Annotated in this window: 26 protein-coding genes and 1 pseudogene; 2 read left to right on the top strand and 25 right to left on the bottom strand. The window is 63.8% G+C overall.

Annotation, left to right across the window (positions count from 1 at the left end):
- Nucleotides 1-195 precede the first annotated feature (195 nt).
- Nucleotides 196-578, bottom strand: a pseudogene (locus QRQ56_RS03100) (winged helix-turn-helix transcriptional regulator).
- 121 nt (nt 579-699) lie between these two features.
- Between QRQ56_RS03100 and QRQ56_RS03095 the strand changes: the two are divergent.
- Complete coding sequence (locus QRQ56_RS03095) at nt 700-1,713, top strand: zinc-binding alcohol dehydrogenase family protein (protein WP_438737559.1); 1,014 nt, start codon at nt 700-702, stop codon at nt 1,711-1,713.
- An 89-nt stretch (nt 1,714-1,802) separates the two neighbouring features.
- Nucleotides 1,803-2,789, top strand: a complete 987-nt coding sequence (locus QRQ56_RS03090) for a Bug family tripartite tricarboxylate transporter substrate binding protein (protein ID WP_438737558.1) — start codon at nt 1,803-1,805, stop codon at nt 2,787-2,789.
- Nucleotides 2,790-2,807: 18 nt separating this feature from the next.
- Here the strand turns inward: QRQ56_RS03090 and QRQ56_RS03085 are convergent, their stop codons facing one another.
- From QRQ56_RS03085 to rpsC, 24 genes are all read right to left on the bottom strand, one after another.
- The gene (locus tag QRQ56_RS03085) at nt 2,808-3,104 is read right to left on the bottom strand and encodes a DUF1330 domain-containing protein (RefSeq protein ID WP_438737556.1); all 297 of its coding nucleotides are present in this window, start codon (nt 3,102-3,104) and stop codon (nt 2,808-2,810) included.
- A gap of 8 nt (nt 3,105-3,112) precedes the next feature.
- Nucleotides 3,113-3,901, bottom strand: coding sequence for an SDR family NAD(P)-dependent oxidoreductase (locus tag QRQ56_RS03080; RefSeq protein WP_438737555.1), 789 nt, complete (start codon nt 3,899-3,901; stop codon nt 3,113-3,115).
- 80 nt (nt 3,902-3,981) lie between these two features.
- Nucleotides 3,982-4,821 carry a cytochrome c gene (locus QRQ56_RS03075; RefSeq protein ID WP_438737554.1) on the bottom strand — a complete coding sequence of 280 codons (840 nt, stop codon included), beginning with the start codon at nt 4,819-4,821 and terminating at the stop codon, nt 3,982-3,984.
- 117 nt (nt 4,822-4,938) lie between these two features.
- Entirely contained in the window at nt 4,939-5,355 is a 417-nt protein-coding gene (rplQ, locus tag QRQ56_RS03070; RefSeq protein WP_094895374.1) for a 50S ribosomal protein L17, read from the bottom strand.
- A gap of 168 nt (nt 5,356-5,523) precedes the next feature.
- Nucleotides 5,524-6,555 carry a DNA-directed RNA polymerase subunit alpha gene (locus QRQ56_RS03065; RefSeq protein ID WP_438737553.1) on the bottom strand — a complete coding sequence of 344 codons (1,032 nt, stop codon included), beginning with the start codon at nt 6,553-6,555 and terminating at the stop codon, nt 5,524-5,526.
- A 112-nt stretch (nt 6,556-6,667) separates the two neighbouring features.
- A complete protein-coding gene (gene rpsK, locus QRQ56_RS03060; RefSeq protein ID WP_007603045.1) occupies nt 6,668-7,057 on the bottom strand; it encodes a 30S ribosomal protein S11 in 390 nt (129 codons plus the stop codon).
- Between the two features lie 123 nt (nt 7,058-7,180).
- A complete protein-coding gene (gene rpsM, locus QRQ56_RS03055) occupies nt 7,181-7,549 on the bottom strand; it encodes a 30S ribosomal protein S13 (protein ID WP_014494511.1) in 369 nt (122 codons plus the stop codon).
- 184 nt (nt 7,550-7,733) lie between these two features.
- The gene (locus tag QRQ56_RS03050) at nt 7,734-8,645 is read right to left on the bottom strand and encodes an adenylate kinase (protein WP_438737552.1); all 912 of its coding nucleotides are present in this window, start codon (nt 8,643-8,645) and stop codon (nt 7,734-7,736) included.
- Entirely contained in the window at nt 8,642-9,847 is a 1,206-nt protein-coding gene (locus QRQ56_RS03045; RefSeq protein WP_438737551.1) for a preprotein translocase subunit SecY, read from the bottom strand. The genes QRQ56_RS03050 and QRQ56_RS03045 overlap by 4 nt, the downstream gene beginning before the upstream one ends.
- Nucleotides 9,848-9,858: 11 nt before the next feature.
- The gene (gene secY / locus QRQ56_RS03040; RefSeq protein ID WP_438737549.1) at nt 9,859-11,190 is read right to left on the bottom strand and encodes a preprotein translocase subunit SecY; all 1,332 of its coding nucleotides are present in this window, start codon (nt 11,188-11,190) and stop codon (nt 9,859-9,861) included.
- 211 nt (nt 11,191-11,401) lie between these two features.
- The gene (gene rplO, locus QRQ56_RS03035; protein WP_438737548.1) at nt 11,402-11,887 is read right to left on the bottom strand and encodes a 50S ribosomal protein L15; all 486 of its coding nucleotides are present in this window, start codon (nt 11,885-11,887) and stop codon (nt 11,402-11,404) included.
- A 75-nt stretch (nt 11,888-11,962) separates the two neighbouring features.
- Entirely contained in the window at nt 11,963-12,157 is a 195-nt protein-coding gene (gene rpmD / locus QRQ56_RS03030) for a 50S ribosomal protein L30 (RefSeq protein WP_438737547.1), read from the bottom strand.
- 22 nt (nt 12,158-12,179) lie between these two features.
- Complete coding sequence (gene rpsE, locus QRQ56_RS03025) at nt 12,180-12,773, bottom strand: 30S ribosomal protein S5 (RefSeq protein WP_025036985.1); 594 nt, start codon at nt 12,771-12,773, stop codon at nt 12,180-12,182.
- Nucleotides 12,774-12,820: 47 nt separating this feature from the next.
- Complete coding sequence (gene rplR / locus QRQ56_RS03020; protein WP_007603036.1) at nt 12,821-13,183, bottom strand: 50S ribosomal protein L18; 363 nt, start codon at nt 13,181-13,183, stop codon at nt 12,821-12,823.
- A gap of 11 nt (nt 13,184-13,194) precedes the next feature.
- Nucleotides 13,195-13,728 (bottom strand): 50S ribosomal protein L6, encoded by a 534-nt coding sequence (gene rplF, locus QRQ56_RS03015; RefSeq protein ID WP_212301599.1) that lies wholly within the window; start codon nt 13,726-13,728, stop codon nt 13,195-13,197.
- Nucleotides 13,729-13,744: 16 nt separating this feature from the next.
- Nucleotides 13,745-14,143 carry a 30S ribosomal protein S8 gene (rpsH, locus tag QRQ56_RS03010; RefSeq protein WP_028137017.1) on the bottom strand — a complete coding sequence of 133 codons (399 nt, stop codon included), beginning with the start codon at nt 14,141-14,143 and terminating at the stop codon, nt 13,745-13,747.
- A 14-nt stretch (nt 14,144-14,157) separates the two neighbouring features.
- Nucleotides 14,158-14,463 carry a 30S ribosomal protein S14 gene (gene rpsN / locus QRQ56_RS03005; RefSeq protein ID WP_018322268.1) on the bottom strand — a complete coding sequence of 102 codons (306 nt, stop codon included), beginning with the start codon at nt 14,461-14,463 and terminating at the stop codon, nt 14,158-14,160.
- Between the two features lie 46 nt (nt 14,464-14,509).
- Complete coding sequence (rplE, locus tag QRQ56_RS03000; RefSeq protein WP_438737545.1) at nt 14,510-15,067, bottom strand: 50S ribosomal protein L5; 558 nt, start codon at nt 15,065-15,067, stop codon at nt 14,510-14,512.
- Nucleotides 15,060-15,374 (bottom strand): 50S ribosomal protein L24, encoded by a 315-nt coding sequence (rplX, locus tag QRQ56_RS02995; RefSeq protein ID WP_007603031.1) that lies wholly within the window; start codon nt 15,372-15,374, stop codon nt 15,060-15,062. The genes rplE and rplX overlap by 8 nt, the downstream gene beginning before the upstream one ends.
- A complete protein-coding gene (gene rplN / locus QRQ56_RS02990) occupies nt 15,374-15,742 on the bottom strand; it encodes a 50S ribosomal protein L14 (RefSeq protein ID WP_007603030.1) in 369 nt (122 codons plus the stop codon). The genes rplX and rplN overlap by 1 nt, the downstream gene beginning before the upstream one ends.
- An 83-nt stretch (nt 15,743-15,825) precedes the next feature.
- A complete protein-coding gene (rpsQ, locus tag QRQ56_RS02985) occupies nt 15,826-16,074 on the bottom strand; it encodes a 30S ribosomal protein S17 (protein WP_438737544.1) in 249 nt (82 codons plus the stop codon).
- A gap of 13 nt (nt 16,075-16,087) precedes the next feature.
- A complete protein-coding gene (rpmC, locus tag QRQ56_RS02980) occupies nt 16,088-16,294 on the bottom strand; it encodes a 50S ribosomal protein L29 (protein WP_438737543.1) in 207 nt (68 codons plus the stop codon).
- Between the two features lie 5 nt (nt 16,295-16,299).
- Complete coding sequence (rplP, locus tag QRQ56_RS02975; RefSeq protein WP_438737542.1) at nt 16,300-16,713, bottom strand: 50S ribosomal protein L16; 414 nt, start codon at nt 16,711-16,713, stop codon at nt 16,300-16,302.
- 29 nt (nt 16,714-16,742) lie between these two features.
- Nucleotides 16,743-17,468, bottom strand: a complete 726-nt coding sequence (gene rpsC / locus QRQ56_RS02970) for a 30S ribosomal protein S3 (protein ID WP_151649651.1) — start codon at nt 17,466-17,468, stop codon at nt 16,743-16,745.
- Between the last annotated feature and the right edge of the window lie 6 nt (nt 17,469-17,474).

Genomic DNA, 17,474 nt, shown 5'->3' with positions numbered 1-17,474 from the left:
TCCTACCTCTTGGAAAAGACGACGGAATATAGGCGTGTTCGCTCGCCAATAGAAGGGCGCCAGGCGGCAATATTCGGCCCCCAGCCGACGCCTGAAGCATGCAAGCCAGACGTGCGGAATGACCGTTTGCCGCGCGCGAATGATGGCTGCATCAAGCCGGCGCATCCGGTCTCGCCGGCGGCTGCGTCCGCTGCTTCAAGCCGCGCGCTTGCGCTTCTTGATCGGCTCCACTTCAGGCGCGGGTGCACAGGATAGGCGCTGCTGATGGCTCTCGCCCCAGGCCTTGAGGATGTCGATCACCGGCTTGAGGCTCTCGCCAAGTTCGGAGAGGCAATACTCCACGCGCGGCGGCACTTCCGCATAGACCTTGCGGATGACGAGCTTGTCCTCCTCCAGCGCGCGTAGCTGCTTGGTCAGCATGCGCTGGGTGATGCCGGGCATCCGCCGACGCAATTCGCCGAAGCGCTGGGTGCCGTCCTGCAGGTGATAGAGGATCACGCCCTTCCACTTGCCGTCGATCAGATCCAGCGTCGCCTCGACCGGCAGCCGGGACGGCGGGCGAAATTGCGGCGCTTCATGCGTGTTTTCCCATTAGTATCCAAACAGGGACTATATCCCAGAATTTACAGTACTTGCCAAATCGGAGCTGGCGCGACAGTTAGGACGCTAGGCGAGCACGCCATCTGATGGAGACCAGCCATGAAGGCCGTCGGCTACAAGAAATCGCTTCCGATCGAGGACGCGGATTCGCTGTTCGATTTCGAGACCGCAAAGCCCGAACCGAAGGGGCGCGACATCCGCGTCGCCGTGAAAGCGATCTCGGCCAATCCGGTCGATTACAAGGTGCGCAAGCGCGCAGCGCCGCCGGAGGGCGAGACCAAGATCCTGGGTTATGACGCGGCAGGCGTGGTCGATGCCGTCGGGCCCGAGGTCACGCTGTTCAAGCCGGGCGACGAAGTGTTTTACGCAGGCTCGATCCTGCGCCAGGGCACCAACGCCGAATTCCACCTGGTCGACGAGCGCATCGTCGGCAACAAGCCGAAGAGCCTGTCCTTCGCGCAAGCTGCCGCCCTTCCCCTCACCTCCATCACCGCCTGGGAGCTGTTGTTCGACCGGCTCGGCGCCGTCCCCGGCAAGAGCGTGGACCCGCGCACGCTGCTGATCACGGGCGGCGCCGGCGGCGTCGGCTCGATCCTGATCCAGCTCGCCCGCCGCCTCACCGGCCTCACGGTTCTCGCCACCGCGACGCGGCCGGAGTCGCAGAAATGGTGCCTCGATCTCGGCGCGCATGCGGTGATCGACCACGGCAAGCCGATGAAGGAGCAGATCGAGAAGCTCAAGCTGCCTCCGGTCGCGCTGGTCGCGAGCCTCACCTTCACCGATCAGCACTACAAGGCGATCGCCGAACTCATGGCCCCGCAGGGAAGGTTCGGCCTGATCGACGATCCCCCGGAATTCACCATGAGCACCTTCAAGGGCAAGGCGATCTCGGTGCATTGGGAATCGATGTTCACACGCTCCTCGTTCCAGACGCCTGACATGATCGCGCAGCATCATTTGCTGGACGACGTCGCCGACCTCATCGACAAGGGCGTGCTGCGAACCACGCTCGACCAGACCTTCGGCACGATCAACGCCGCCAACCTCAAGCGCGCCCATGCGCTGCTCGAAAGCGGCAAGTCGCGCGGCAAGATCGTCCTGGAGGGGTGGTAGTTTTTCAGCACCCGGTCGCTTCCAAGCGGCCGCTCCTCTCTGTTACGCTCGCCCGCCGGGCCGGGCGGCGATTGCGAGGGATGAGCTGAATGAGCTTCTGGGCGAAACGAACGATCTTTGCGACTGCCGTTGCTGCTGCCGCGATGCTCGGCGGGCCAAAGCTGGCTCTTGCCGACGACTATCCCGACAGACCGCTGCAACTGGTCGTGCCGTTTCCGCCTGGAGGCGCCTCCGATGTCGTCGCCCGCATCATCGGCGGCGAGCTCGAGTCCCGGCTCGGCAAGCCCGTCATCGTCATGAACCGCCCGGGCGGCGGCACCACGATCGCGGCCAAGGAGGTCGCGCGCGCCGCTCCCGACGGCTACACGCTGTTCTTCAGCTCCAACTCGACCTTCACCCTGCCGGCGGCCGTCAAGGAAAGCGTGCCTTACGATGCGGCCAAGGATTTCGAGCCGCTGGGGCAAGTCGGCAAGATCACGCTGGCCCTGGTCACCTACAAGGACAATCCGATCCGGGATCTGGCCGCGCTCGTCGCGGAAGCCAAGGCCAATCCGGACAAGCTGTCGCTCGCCTCCTTCGGTGCCGCGACGGTGTCGCACTTCGCAGGAGAGCTGTTCAAGTCGAGCACGGGCATCAAGATGGTGCATCTGCCGTACAAGGGCAGCGCGCCCGCGATGAACGATCTGATCGGCAAGCACATCCAGTATCACGTCGACACCGTGATCGCGATCAAGCCGCAGCTCGACGCCGGCACGGTGCGTGTGCTTGCCGTGTTCTCGGCGAAGCGCACGCCCTTCCTGCCCGATGTGCCGACCCTCGCCGAGCTCGGCTATCCCGGTATCGATTTCTCGTCTTGGGGAGCCGTCGTCGCGCCGAAGGGGCTTCCGCCGGCCGTACGGGACAAGCTGACGGCCGCGTTGGAAGACACCATCAACAATCCCTCCGTCGTCGAGCGCTTCAGCAAGGTCGGCTTCGAGCCGGGCTTCGCCCGCTACAGCGACTGGGCCTCCGCGGTCAACAAGGAGACCGCGGAGATGAGGCAAATTGCCCAGGCGGCGGGGATCAAGGAGGATTAGCCCCCCTCGCGCGCTGGCTTATGACGGCAACACGCCCTCGACAAACAGGAGCCGGCGCTCCAGCGCCGTCTCCCGCAGCTTGAGCGCCTCGGCATATTCAGGCGAGGCGTACCATTCCCGCGCGCGGGCCATCGACGGAAACTCCACGATGACGATGGTCTTCGGCGGCGGGCTGCCCTCCACCACGTCCGCAGCGCCGCCTCGTGCGAGGTAACGGCCGCCATATTGCGCGATGGTCGTTGCCGCGCGAGCGCGATAAGCCTCCATCGCAGCTTGATCGCGCACCTCGACCTCGGAGATCACATAGGCCGTCATGCGCGATCTCAGGCAATGGTGTTGACGATGCCGCCTTCCGCTCGCAGCGCCGCGCCGTTGGTGGCCGAGGCTTCCTTCGAGGCAACATAGACCACCATGTTCGCAATCTCCTCGACGCTGGCAAAACGCTGGATCAGCGAGCTCGGGCGATGCTGCTTGACGAAGTTGGCGGCGGCCTCGTCCACGGACTGGCCGTTCTGCTTGGCGAGATCCTTCACGAAGGTCTCGACACCTTCCGACATCGTCGGGCCCGGCAAGACGGAATTGACGGTGACGCCGGTGCCGCGGGTGAGCTGCGCAAGGCCCCGCGCGACCGCAAGCTGCGCCGTCTTGCTCGTGCCGTAGTGGATCATCTCGACGGGAATGTTGAGCCCGGACTCCGACGAGATGAAGACGATGCGGCCCCAATTGCGCTCGAGCATGCCCTTCATGTAGGCCCGCGCCAACCGCACGCCGCTCATCACGTTGACCTCGAAGAAGCGGCTCCAGTCCTCGTCCGGGATCTCGAAAAAATCCTTGGGCTCGAAGATGCCGGCATTGTTGATGAGGATATCGACGCTCGGCAGCGCCGCGACCAGCGCCTTGCAGCCCGCGGCGGTCGAGACGTCGGCGGCTATGCCGCGGACCTTACCACCGGTGCCTTCCAGCTTGCGCACCGCCGCATCGACCTTGTCCTGACCGCGGCCGTTGATCACGACGCTGGCGCCGGAGGCGGCCAAGCCCTTGGCGATGGCATGGCCGATGCCGGCAGTCGAGCCGGTGACGAGAGCGGTTTTTCCGGAAAGGTCGATCTTCATGAATCATCTCCATTGAGGCTGACGGAGATATCGTGCGCTGCACAAGCAGCTTCAATCGTCCCTCACCGACGCGTGAGGAGTTAGCTCCGCGGCGGCAGCGTTCTGAGAAAGGCGACGATGGCATCGAGATCCTGCGCCGTCATGCCGGCATAGGCAGCATAGGCCATCGGCGGCTTCAGCTTGTGCCCGTCGCGCGCGATGCCTTGCGTAATCGCACGTTTGATTTCGTCGTCGCTCCACCGGCCAAGTCCGGCGGCGGGATCGGAGGTGATGTTGGCGGAAACGGACTCGCCCCAAGGTCCCTTGAAGGTGCGACCGCCCTTGCCGCTCGCGCCGGCGAAATCGTGCACGGCGGACGATCCCTCCGGCGTGTGGCACTCCAGGCAATGGGCGATGGTCAGCAGGTATCGGCCGCGCGCCAGCGTGTCGCCCAGCTCGGCCTCGCTGGCCTGCTTGCCGGCATAGGTCGGCGTCTCCGGCTTCGACGCCATCCTGTATTCCGGCGCCGGCACCTCGTGGCGAACCGCCGGCACCGAGCGCAGATACGCGGTGAGCGCGTCGAGATCGCGCGCCGTCAGCACATCGTAGAACGCCGTCGGCATGATCGGCGCCACCCTGGTGCCGTCAGGCCTCCTGCCGCTGACCAGGAACCGCTTCAGCTCGGCATCGCTCCAGCCGCCAATCCCGGTGTCCTTGTCCGGCGTGATGTTGGAGCCAGAGACCTTGAAGCGGGGCTCGTCGAAGACCTGGCTGCCGCCCGAGAGCGCGCGCGACAGATCGGGGCCCTGCGGCCCGCGCGGCGTGTGGCAGTTATGGCAGACCATCACGCTGCCGACGAGATAGGCGCCGCGCTCGACCAGCGTCTCGCCGGAGGCCCGCGACATCGCGAGCGCCAGCACGATCCCCAACACAATCCTCATCGAAAGCCCCCGACCGGAATCGCGTTCACCAGACGATGCGCTGCATGAGATACCGCCGCGCCATACAAAAAAGCGGCGCCCAGGGGCGCCGCTTTCGAAAACTTCAGGCCGACCGGCTTACGCCGCCTCGGCTTCCTTTTCCTGCACCGGACCGGAGTCCTGGCCCTTGGCGTCGACGTCGCGATCGACGAACTCGATCACGGCCATCGCGGCGTTGTCGCCGTAGCGGAAGCCGGCCTTGATGATGCGGGTATAGCCGCCCTGGCGATCCTTGTAACGGGCCGCCAGCACGTCGAACAACTTCTTGACCTGGTCCTTGTCGCGCATCTCGGAGATGGCCTGGCGGCGCATGGCCAGCCCGCCCTTCTTGCCGAGGGTGACGAGCTTCTCGACGATCGGACGAAGCTCCTTGGCCTTGGGCAGCGTGGTGACGATCTGCTCGTGCTTGATCAGCGCCGCGCACATGTTGGCGAACATCGCGCGGCGATGCTCGGCAGTGCGGTTGAGCTTCCGATGAACCTTGCCGTGACGCATTTGACTATTCCTTAGTTCGATACTGCCGCGACGGTTCGTCGGACATGTTGCTCAGGTGGGCTGCCTGCGTTCGCCCGTTCAGTCATTCCGGGGCGGCTCGTAGAGCCGAACCCGGAATCTCGAGGTTCCGGGTTCGATGCTCGCGCATCGCCCCGGAACGACGAATTCTCAGTAGTGATCTTCGAAGCGCTTGGCGAGCTCGTCGATGTTCTCCGGCGGCCAGCCCGGCACTTCCATGCCGAGATGCAGACCCATCTGGGCCAGCACTTCCTTGATCTCGTTCAGCGACTTGCGGCCGAAGTTCGGGGTGCGGAGCATTTCCGCTTCGCTCTTCTGCACGAGGTCGCCGATGTAGACGATGTTGTCGTTCTTCAAGCAGTTGGCCGAACGCACCGACAGCTCGAGCTCGTCCACCTTCTTGAGGAAGGCCGGGTTGAAGGCGAGGTCCGGGATGATCTCCTGGGCGACTTCCTTGCGCGGCTCTTCGAAGTTGACGAACACGTTGAGCTGATCCTGCAGGATGCGGGCGGCGTAGGCCACCGAGTCATCCGGCGAGATCGCGCCGTTGGTCTCGATCGTCATGGTCAGCTTGTCGTAGTCGAGGATCTGGCCCTCGCGGGTGTTCTCGACCTTGTAGGAGACCTTGCGGACCGGCGAATACAGGCTGTCGACCGGGATCAGGCCGATCGGCGCGTCCTCGGGACGGTTGCGCTCGGCCGGCACGTAGCCCTTGCCGGTGGCGACCGTGAACTCCATGCGGATTTCGGCGCCGTCATCGAGGGTGCAGATCTGCAGGTCCGGATTGAGCACGACCACATCGCCAACGGTCTGGATGTCGCCGGCGGTGACGGTGCCCGGCCCCTGCTTCTTCACGACCATGCGCTTGGGGCCTTCGCCCTGCATCTTGATCGCGATGTCCTTGATGTTGAGCACGATGTCGGTGACGTCCTCACGGACGCCCGCGATCGAGGAGAACTCGTGCAGCACGCCGTCGATGTGCACCGACTGTACCGCCGCGCCCTGGAGCGAGGAGAGCAGGATGCGGCGCAGCGCGTTGCCGAGGGTCTGGCCGAAGCCACGCTCGAGCGGCTCGGCGACGATGGTCGCGAAACGCGAGGAGTCGCTGCCGGGCTGAACCTGGAGCTTGTTCGGCCGAATCAGTTCTTGCCAATTTTTCTGGATCGTCACTGTTTCACCCATACAGGCCAGTCGATTTGATCGTTCAAATGCTGGCGTTGGAGAAAGGCCGCAGGTCGCACCTGCGGCTTCTTGCAAAAGCGGTCGCGGGCGCCGATGCGCCCGCAACCGAATATCAAACGCGCCGACGCTTGCGGGGACGGCAACCGTTGTGCGGAATCGTGGTCACGTCGCGGATCGAGGTGACGGTGAAGCCGGCGGCCTGGAGCGCACGGAGCGCCGATTCGCGGCCCGAACCGGGACCGGCGACTTCGACTTCCAGCGTGCGCATGCCGTGCTCCTGCGCCTTCTTGGACACGTCCTCGGCGGCAACCTGCGCCGCGTACGGGGTCGACTTGCGCGAGCCCTTGAAGCCCATCGTGCCGGCGGAGGACCAGGCAATCGTGTTGCCTTGCGCGTCGGTGATGGTGATCGTCGTGTTGTTGAACGAGGAGTTCACGTGCGCAACGCCGGAGGCGATGTTCTTGCGCTCACGACGGCGAACGCGGGTGGCTTCCTTACCCATTGAGTACCTTTCCTGGAGATCTCAAACGCCGCCGTAATGCCAGCGGCTACACCTGTGGAACGAAAAGCGCGTGGCGAAAGGGTCATCCCCTCTTCGCCACACGCCGCGATTGGAACAGAAAACTTACTTCTTCTTGCCGGCGATGGCCTTCGCCGGGCCCTTGCGCGTGCGCGCATTGGTGTGGGTGCGCTGGCCGCGCACCGGCAGACCGCGACGATGACGCAGGCCGCGATAGCAGCCGAGGTCCATCAGACGCTTGATGTTGATGCCGACTTCACGGCGGAGGTCGCCCTCGACGAGATAGTCGCGGTCGATCACTTCGCGGATCTGCAGCACCTCGGCGTCGCTGAGCTGGTTGACGCGACGATCCTCGGGGATCTTCACCTTCTCCAGGATCTCACCGGCGATCTTCTGACCGATGCCATGGATGTACTGAAGCGCGATCAGCACGCGCTTGTTGGTGGGAATGTTCACGCCGGCAATACGGGCCAAGGCCTTCTCTCCTGTCGCCGATCCTCGTCAGGACCGGGCTTAAGTGCTTGTGTTCTCGGGCAGGTGTTCACAAACGCGAACACGACGCCCACCCCCGGTCTTCCTGGGGCCCGGCATCGTCTGAAACTATCCGACTTGGATGCGGGGCTTATTAGGGGATTCCAGGGGCTTTCGTCAACCGCTGCTAGCGTTTGGCTCGCTTTTTCGTGACCTTTTTTGCAGCCTTTTTGGCACCCTTTTTGACCGCCTTCTTCGCAGTCTTTTTGGCGGTCTTTTTGGCTGCCTTCTTCACGGTTTTCTTGGCGGCTTTCTTAGCGGCCTTCTTGGTCGCTTTCTTGGCCGATTTGGCTGTCTTGGGGGCCTTCACAGCCGCCTTGGCGGCCTTTTTAGCCGATTTCGCGGGCTTTTTGGCCGTTTTCGCCGGCTTTTGGGCCGCTGCCTTGGCTGCCTTCGCCTTCTTGGCCGGCGCCGCCTTGGCGGCACTCTTGGCGCGAGTCGCAGGCTCGGCGGTTCCCAGCGCCTGGAGCTGGCGGTCGATGGCGCGAGTGACCTCGTCGATGGCCATCATACCGTCGATGGTCGAGAGCTTCCGGCGCTCGGAATAGTAGTGAATCAGCGGTTCCGTCTGGCTGCGGTAGTTGGCTAACCGCTTGGTCAGGACCTCTGGGGTGTCGTCGAGCCGGACCTCCTCCCCGCGCTCCCGCATCTGGGCGACGCGGGTCTCGACACGGCTCAGAAGCGCGCTCTCGTTGACGCGGAGCTCGATCACGGCGTCGAGCTTGAGGCGCTTGTCCTTCAGCAGCTCGTCCAGCGCCTCGGCCTGCGGCACGGTGCGCGGGAAGCCGTCGAGGATGAAGCCGTTCTGGGCGTCGGGCTGGTCGATGCGGTCGGAGATGATTCCGACCACCACCTCGTCTGGCACCAGGGCGCCGCTGGCCATGATCTCCTTGGCCTTGAGTCCGACCGGCGTTCCCGCCGCAACGGCCGCACGCAGCATCTCGCCGGTCGAGAGCTGGACGATGCCGTGGCGCTGCACCAGGAGCTGCGCCTGCGTCCCCTTGCCCGATCCCGGCGGTCCCAGAAGTATAATTCTCATCGGCGTACGCCCCCCCGATTGGTGAGCGATATTTCGCGCACCTGTGTTTGAAGATCGAGAATAGTGCAAACCACAATCAGCGCTGCACCACCACCCATTTTATAAACTAGCGCATTTCCGTAGGCCAAGAACACCTCGGGAATCAACGATATCGCCGCCAGATAGGTGGCACCGATAGCGGTGGTCAACGACACCACGCGATCGAGATAGGTGGCCGTGGCCTCGCCCGGCGTGACGCCGGGAATCACGCCGCCCTGCCGGGCAAGCGATTCGGCAGCATGATCGGGATCGACGACGAAGGCCGTGTAGACGAAGGCCAGCGTGAAGATCGTGATCGATCCGAGAATGATGTGAGCCTTCTCGCCGAATTCCAAATTCGCGGTGATGGCTTCGACCCAGGATCCATCATCGGATCCGAAGATGACGCCAGCAATAACAACCGGGATCGAGATCGCCCACGGCGCTACGGTCGCAGGCAGCAGGTAGCCGGCGCTGTTGATTTTGATCGGCAGTACCGTCGAACACGAGGGCAGCAAATGCTCCCCGACCCGGCGCGCGGCAAACTGCACCGGAACGTTTCGCCGCGCGCTCTCGACGAAGACGATCAGCGCGACCACCACGATCAGCAAGCTCGCGTTGCCCACCAGAGCGTTGCCGGAGATCGCTCCTCGCCGCAGCTGAGTAAAGAAGCTCGCGACCTCCGACGGCAGTGAAGCCACGATGCTGACGCTCAGCATGAGCGCAAGACCGTTGCCGATCCCGCGGCGCGTGATTTGTTCACTGAGCCAGATCATGACGAGCACCCCGCCGACCAACGAGGCGGTAGCACTCAGGACGAACCAGTCACCGGGATCGACGACCAGTCCTGGCATTTGCCGCATGACGGAGGCGATGCCGAAGGCTTGAAACGCAGCTAGGAGCAGCGCCAGGATTAGCGTGAAACGCGCGAGCTTGCGCCGACCGGCCTCGCCCGACCGGTCGAGCGCTCTCAGCCTGCGCCACACCACGGCGACGAGTTGAACGAGGATTGCGGCCGTCAGATAGGGAAACAGAGACAGCGAGAAGATCGACAGCGGGGCAATCCTGTCCGCCGCGAACCCGCCATGCACCGCCACTCCCGGGACCGGGATCTGCGTACCGAGCCTGAAAAGAAAAAGCGCGCCGATCGTGAAAGCGATGCGGCGCGCTAGCTCGGTCGTCATGTTGCAGTTGGCTACCTGCGGCGGCCGCGCAGCTTCGACTTGCGGATCAGGCCTTCGTACTGATGGGCCAGCAGATAGCCCTGCACCTGCGCCACCGTGTCCATGGTGACGCTGACGACGATCAGCAGCGACGTGCCGCCGAAGTAGAACGGCACCGAGGCGTAAGAGATCAGGATCTCCGGGATCAAGCAGACGATCGCCAGATAGATCGCACCCAGCACCGTGATGCGCGACAGCACGTAGTCGATGTATTCCGCGGTGCGCTCGCCGGGACGGATGCCCGGAATGAAGCCACCGTGCTTCTTCAGATTGTCGGCGGTCTCGGTCGGGTTGAAGACGATCGCGGTGTAGAAGAAGGCGAAGAACACGATCAGCGCCAGATACATGATCAGGAACAGCGGACGGCCATGGCCGAGCTGCGTGGTGATCCACTGGAACCACTCCGGCCCACTGCCCGCGTTGAAGTTCGCAACCGTGGTCGGCAGCAGCAGCAGCGAGGACGCGAAGATCGGCGGGATCACGCCGGAGGTGTTGAGCTTGAGCGGCAGATGCGAGGACTGGCCCTCGAACATCTTGTTGCCGACCTGGCGCTTCGGATACTGGATCAGGAGGCGGCGCTGGGCGCGCTCCATGAACACGATGAAGGCGATCACGGCGACCGCCATGACGATCACGACCAGGATCAAGCCGGTCGACATCGCGCCCTGACGGCCGAGCTCGAGCATGTTGGCGAGCGCGGAAGGCAGCTCGGCGACGATGCCAGCGAGAATGATCAGCGAGATGCCGTTGCCGATGCCGCGCGAGGTGATCTGCTCGCCCAGCCACATCAGGAACATGGTGCCGCCGGTCAGCGTGATCGCGGTGGACAGGCGGAAGAACATGCCGGGATCGCTGACGACGTTGCCGGCGCCCTCGAGGCCGACCGCGATGCCGTAAGACTGGAACGCGGCCAGGATCACGGTGAGATAGCGGGTGTACTGGTTCAGCAGCTTGCGGCCAGACTCGCCTTCCTTCTTCAGCGCCTCGAGTTGCGGCGAGACGGTGGTGAGGAGCTGGATGATGATCGAGGCCGAGATGTACGGCATGATGTTCAGCGCGAAGATTGCCATGCGGTGGATACCGCCGCCGGCGAACATGTTGAACATGCCGAGGATGCCGCCCGCCTGGGAGCGGAACACCTGCTCCCAGATATTGGGGTCGATGCCGGGCAGCGGGATGTAGGTCCCGAGCCGATAAACGAGCAGCGCACCCAGGGTGAACCAGATGCGCTTCTTCAGTTCGTCAGCCTTGGCAAACGCACCGAAATTGAGATTGGCTGCCAGTTGTTCCGCTGCAGAGGCCATCTTGGACTTTCTCCCGCCGCCTATTGCGCCGTCATGCCCGCGGCCGGGCTACACCAAACCGCGATCATATCGCGCTTTGGGCTACCGCTTCAGCATGATCTTTTGGGATCATGCCGTGCCGGACGCCGGACATTATCTGGGGCTCGGCTTCGATAAGTCCATCGTCCCGCATACGTAAAGGCCCGCGAGCTGCGGGCCAATGACGCAGTTGTTACGCCGCCTCGCCTTCTTCCTTGGCCGGGGCGAGGATCTTCACCGAACCGCCGGCCTTCTCGACCGCGGCGATCGCGGTCTTGGTGGCGCCGTGCACTTCGATGTTGAGCTTCGACTTGAGCTCGCCGCGGCCGAGCAGCCGGACGCCGCCCTTGGCGCGGCGCAGCACGCCGCCCTTCACCAGGGCCTCGACGTTCACGACGCTGCCGGCGTCGATCTTCTTGGCATCGACCGCTTCCTGGAGCCGGTCGAGATTGATCTCGGCGAACTCGATGCGGAAGATGTTGTTGAAGCCACGCTTGGGCAGACGGCGATGCAAGGGCATCTGACCGCCTTCGAAGCCCTTGATGCGCACGCCCGAACGCGCGGTCTGGCCCTTGCCGCCGCGGCCGGACTGCTTGCCCTTGCCCGAACCGATGCCGCGGCCGACGCGCATACGCTTTTTGCGCGAGCCGGCGTTGTCGGCGATATCGCTGAGCTTCATCGCCCTTCTCCTTGTGTCTTGCGCACGATCTTCACCGAAAACGGGTAGCCCGCGTTCGGGATCGCACGCCGCTTCTTACTTCTCGTCGACGATGCGGACGAGATGGTGAACCTTCAGGATCATGCCGCGGACCGCAGGGGTATCCTGCAGCTCGCTGGTGCGACCGATCTTGTTGAGCTTGAGCCCGATCAGCGTCGAGCGCTGCGAGTGATGGCGGCGGATCGCGCTGCCGATCTGCTCGAGCTTGATCGTCTTGCTGGCCTTGGCCATGGGAGTCTACTCCAAGCTTCCGTTAGTCGGCAGCCGCCTCGGCATCGCCACCGATACGGCGCGACTGCAGAGTGGACACCTTGATGTTGCGGCGGGCTGCGACCGAACGCGGCGAATCCTGATGCTTCAGCGCGTCGAAAGTTGCGCGAACCATGTTGTAGGGGTTCGACGAGCCGATCGACTTGGCGACCACGTCCTGGACGCCGAGCGTCTCGAACACGGCGCGCATCGGGCCGCCGGCGATGATGCCGGTACCGGCGGGAGCTGCACGCAGGTAGACACGGCCCGCGCCATGACGGCCGGCGATGTCGTGATGGAGCGTGCGGCCCTCGCGCAGCGAGACGCGGGTCAGGTTGCGCTTGGCGGACTCGGTGGCCTTGCGGATCGCCTCGGGCACTTCGCGAGCCTTGCCGTGACCGAAGCCGGCGCGGCCCTTCTGGTCGCCGATCACGACCAGCGCTGCGAAACCGAAGCGTTTGCCGCCCTTGACCACCTTGGCCACGCGGTTGATGTGGACGAGCTTGTCGACGAACTCGCTGTCGCGCTCCTCGCGCTCCCTGCGTTCACGTCCGCCACCGCGTTGATCGCGTCCACCACGCTGTTCGCGTTCTGCCATGGTTTTTCCAATCCTTCAGAGGCTTACGCCTCAATCCTCAAATTCCGTTAGAAGCTCAGCCCACTCTCACGCGCTGCGTCGGCGAGAGCCTTGACGCGCCCGTGATAGAGATAGCTGCCGCGATCGAACACGACTTCCTTGACACCCTTCTCGGCGGCGCGCTCGGCCAGCAACTTGCCGACCGCCTTCGCCGCATCGATGTCGGCGCCGGTCTTGCCGCCGTCGCGCATCGACTTCTCGAGCGACGAGGCGGAGGCCAGCGTCTCGCCCTTCAGGTCGTCGATGACCTGGGCGTAGATGTGCTTGGACGAGCGGAACACCGACAGACGGGGACGGCCACCACCGGAGCGGCGCAGCTTCAGCCGCACACTCCGCTTGCGCCGGGCATTCGTAACCTTGGCTTTGGACATGACCGGCTCCGTTACTTCTTCTTGCCTTCCTTGCGGAAGATGAATTCGCCAACATACTTCACGCCCTTGCCCTTGTAGGGCTCCGGCGGACGATAGGAGCGAATCTCGGCGGCGACCTGGCCGACACGCTGGATGTCGCTGCCAGTCACCGTGATCTCGGTCGGCTTCGGCACGGTGATCGTGATCCCTTCCGGGATCGCGTAGACCACATCGTGGCTGTAGCCGAGCGCGAGCTGCAGGTTCTTGCCCTGCATCGCGGCGCGATAACCGACGCCGGTGATCTCGAGCTTCTTCTCGAAACCCTTGGTGACGCCTTCGACCAGATTCGCGACCTGAGCGCGAGCGGTACCATACAGCGCGCGGGCGCGGTTGGTCTCGGCGCGCGGCTTGACCTTGATCTGGCCGCTCTCGAGCTTCACTTCGACGTCGTCATGAACGACGAACTGAAGCTGGCCCTTCGGGCCCTTCATCTTGACGGTTTGCCCATCGACGGTCGCGGTCACACCCGACGGAACCGCCACAGGCCTTTTGCCAACACGTGACATGGATCAAAAATCCTTCTCAGAACACCGTGAAGAGGACTTCACCGCCCACATTCGCGTCGCGCGCGCTGTGGTCGGCCATGATCCCCTTCGGCGTCGACAACACCGAAATGCCGAGCCCGTTGTTGACCCGCGGCAGGTTCTTCACCGAGGCGTAGACACGACGCCCGGGCTTGGAAACACGTTCGATCTCGCGGATGACGGGCTCGCCGTCGAAATACTTCAGCTCGATCTCGATCTCGCTGCGACCCGAGGAATGCTCGAGCGTGGCGTAGCCGCGGATGTAACCCTCGGTCTTGAGGACCTCGAGCACGTTCTCGCGCATCTTCGAGCCAGGCGTGGAGACCTTGCTCTTGGAGCGCATCTGCGCGTTGCGGATACGGGTGATCAGATCGCTGATTGGATCGTGCGTAGACATCTAAACGACCCTCCTTACCAGCTGGACTTCACGAGGCCCGGGACCATGCCCTTGGAGCCAAGTTCGCGCAGCGCGATACGGGACAGCTTGTTCTTGCGATAGTTCGAGCGCGGGCGGCCCGACAGCTCGCAACGCAGGCGGATGCGGGTGGCCGACGAGTTGCGCGGCATTTCGGCCAGCTTCAACGTCGCAGCGAAACGCTCTTCCATCGGCAGCTTCTTGTCGGCGATGATCGCCTTCAACCGCTCGCGCTTGGCGGCGGCGTTCTTCACCATCCGCTTGCGCCGGTTGTTCTTCTCGACTGAACTCTTCTTTGCCATGCTTGGCTCCTGGGTATCCGCGTTTGAGAGGCTTTAAGTCAGCGTCTCACTGCCGGAACGGGAAATTGAAAGCGGTCAACAAGGCCCTCGCCTCTTCGTCGGTCTTGGCCGTGGTGCAGACGGTGATGTCCATACCGCGGGCTTCCGTGACCTTGTCGAAGTCGATCTCGGGGAAAATGATGTGCTCCTTGATGCCGAGCGAGTAGTTGCCGCGGCCGTCGAAGCTCTTCGGGTTCAGGCCGCGGAAGTCGCGGACGCGCGGCAGCGCGACCGTCACCAGGCGATCGATGAACTCGTACATGCGGGCCTTGCGCAGCGTGACCTTGCAGCCGATCGGCTGGTTCTCACGCAGCTTGAAGGTCGCGATCGCGATACGCGAGTAGGTCACGATCGCCTTCTGGCCGGCGATCTGGGTCAGCTCGGCAGCGGCGTTCTCGGCCTTCTTGCGGTCGTTGACGCTGTCGCCAACGCCCATGTTCAGCACGATCTTGTCCAGGCGCGGAACCTGCATCACGTTCTCATAACCGAACTTCTCGGTCATGGCCGTGCGGATCTTCGCATCGTATTCCGCGCGCAGGCGCGGGGTGTAAGCGGCCTCAGCCATCGATCTCAGCTCCCGAGCTCTTGGCGATGCGGACCTTCTTGCCGTCCGCCAGAATCTTGAATCCGACGCGGGTCGGCTTTCCGTCCTTGCCGACATACGCGATGTTGGACAGTTGGATCGGCGACTCCTTCGAGATGATGCCGCCCTCCTGGGCCTGCGTCTGCTTCTGGTGACGCTTGACCATGTTGATGCCGCGCACCAGCGCGGTGCCGGCGTCGGGGCGAACCTCGAACACTTCGCCGGTACGGCCCTTGTCGCGACCGGTCAGCACGACGACCTTGTCGCCCTTGCGGATCTTCGCAGCCATCACAGCACCTCCGGCGCGAGCGAGATGATCTTCATGTGGTTCTTGGCGCGCAGCTCGCGCGGCACGGGCCCGAAGATACGGGTGCCGACCGGCTCGGACTGATTGTTGATCAGCACGGCGGCGTTGCGGTCGAAGCGGATGACAGAACCGTCGGCGCGGCGGATGTCCTTGCGGACGCGCACCACGACGGCCTTCATCACGTCGCCCTTCTTCACCTTGCCACGCGGAATTGCTTCCTTGATCGAGACGACGATGATGTCGCCGATCGTGGCGTAGCGGCGCTTGGAGCCCCCGAGCACCTTGATACACATGACACGGCGTGCGCCAGAATTATCGGCCACGTCGAGGTTGGTCTGCATCTGAATCATTGATGCACCTCGTCCTCTTCTCTTTGCGCCAGCCCAGCCGGCGCTCAACATTTCCCTGAAGTCAGTCGGCTAAAGCCAACAGATCAGGCGCTTTTCTTGTGTTCGCCCCGGATCACGACCCAGCGCTTCAACTTCGAGATCGGCTTCGTTTCCTCGATCCACACCATGTCGCCCGGCTTGAACTGGCTGCTCTCGTCGTGCGCGTGGTAGTTCTTCGAACGGCGGATCGTCTTCTTGTAGATCGGGTGCGTGAAGCGGCGATCGACGCGCACCACGATGGTCTTGGCTTGCTTGTCGCTGACGACCACGCCCTGCAAAGTACGTTTCGGCATCTTCGTAAGCCTCTTACTTCTTCTTCGCGCGCGACTGCGCGGCGACGGTCTTGATCCGGGCGATGTCACGGCGAGCCTCGCGCAGGCGCGAGGTGTTCTCGAGCTGCCCGGTGGCGCGCTGGAAGCGCAGGTTGAAGCGCTCCTTCTTCAGGTTCAGGATGGCGTCATCCTGCTGGTCGGGGCTCATCGCGCGGATGTCTTCGATCTTCATCTGTGCCATGGCCATTACTCCGCAATGCGCTCGACGAAGCGCGTCTTGATCGGCAGCTTGGCGGCCGCCAGGGTCAGCGCCTCACGCGCCGTCTGGGTGTTGACGCCGTCGATCTCGAACAGCACCCGGCCCGGCTTGACGCGAGCCACCCACAATTCCGGCGAACCCTTGCCGGAGCCCATGCGGACTTCGGCCGGCTTCTTCGACACCGGAAGGTCGGGGAACACGCGGATCCAGACGCGGCCGGCGCGCTTCATGTGGCGGGTCAGCGCGCGGCGAGCGGCTTCGATCTGGCGCGCGGTGATGCGCTCAGGCTCGGTCGCCTTCAGGCCGAACTGGCCGAACGCCAACGTCGCGCCCGATGACGCAACGCCGTGGATACGGCCCTTATGCGCCTTCCGGAACTTCGTTTTCTTAGGTTGCATCATGGCTTTAAGCCCTCAAATTCTCAGGTCGATCAGGCCGCAGCGTTGTCGCGGCGCCCACGGCCACCACGATCACCACCGCCGCTGCTCTCGCCTTCGGCCATTCTCTTGTCCTGGGCCATCGGATCGTGCTCGAGGATCTCGCCCTTGAAGATCCAGACCTTGACGCCGCAGGTGCCGAAGGTCGTGAACGCGGTCGCAACGCCGTAGTCGATGTCGGCGCGCAGCGTGTGCAGCGGCACGCGACCTTCGCGATACCACTCCATGCGCGCGATTTCCGCACCGCCCAGACGACCCGAGCAGTTGATGCGGATGCCTTCCGCGCCGAGACGCATCGCCGACTGAACGGCGCGCTTCATGGCGCGGCGGAACGCCACGCGGCGCTCGAGCTGCTGCGCGATCGACTCGGCCACCAGCGTCGCATCGAGCTCCGGCTTGCGGATCTCGACGATGTTGATGACGACGTCGGACGAGGTGATGTCCGCGACCTTCTTGCGCAGCTTGTCGATGTCGGCGCCCTTCTTGCCGATCACCACGCCCGGACGAGCCGAGTGGATGGTGACGCGGCACTTCTTGTGCGGACGCTCGATCACGATGCGGGCGACGGCCGCCTGCTTGAGCTCCTTGTGCAGGATCTCACGGATCTTGACGTCCTCATGCAGCAGCTTGCCGTATTCCTGCTTGCCGGCGAACCAGCGGGAATCCCAGGTCCGGTTGATGCCGAGACGCAGACCGATCGGATTGATCTTTTGACCCATCGTGTG

The sequence above is a fragment of the Bradyrhizobium sp. U531 genome (genome assembly GCF_051710265.1).
Classification (GTDB): Bacteria; Pseudomonadota; Alphaproteobacteria; order Rhizobiales; family Xanthobacteraceae; genus Bradyrhizobium.
The sequence above is the reverse complement of the archived record's forward strand: the minus strand, read 5'-3'. Positions and strand labels throughout refer to the sequence as shown.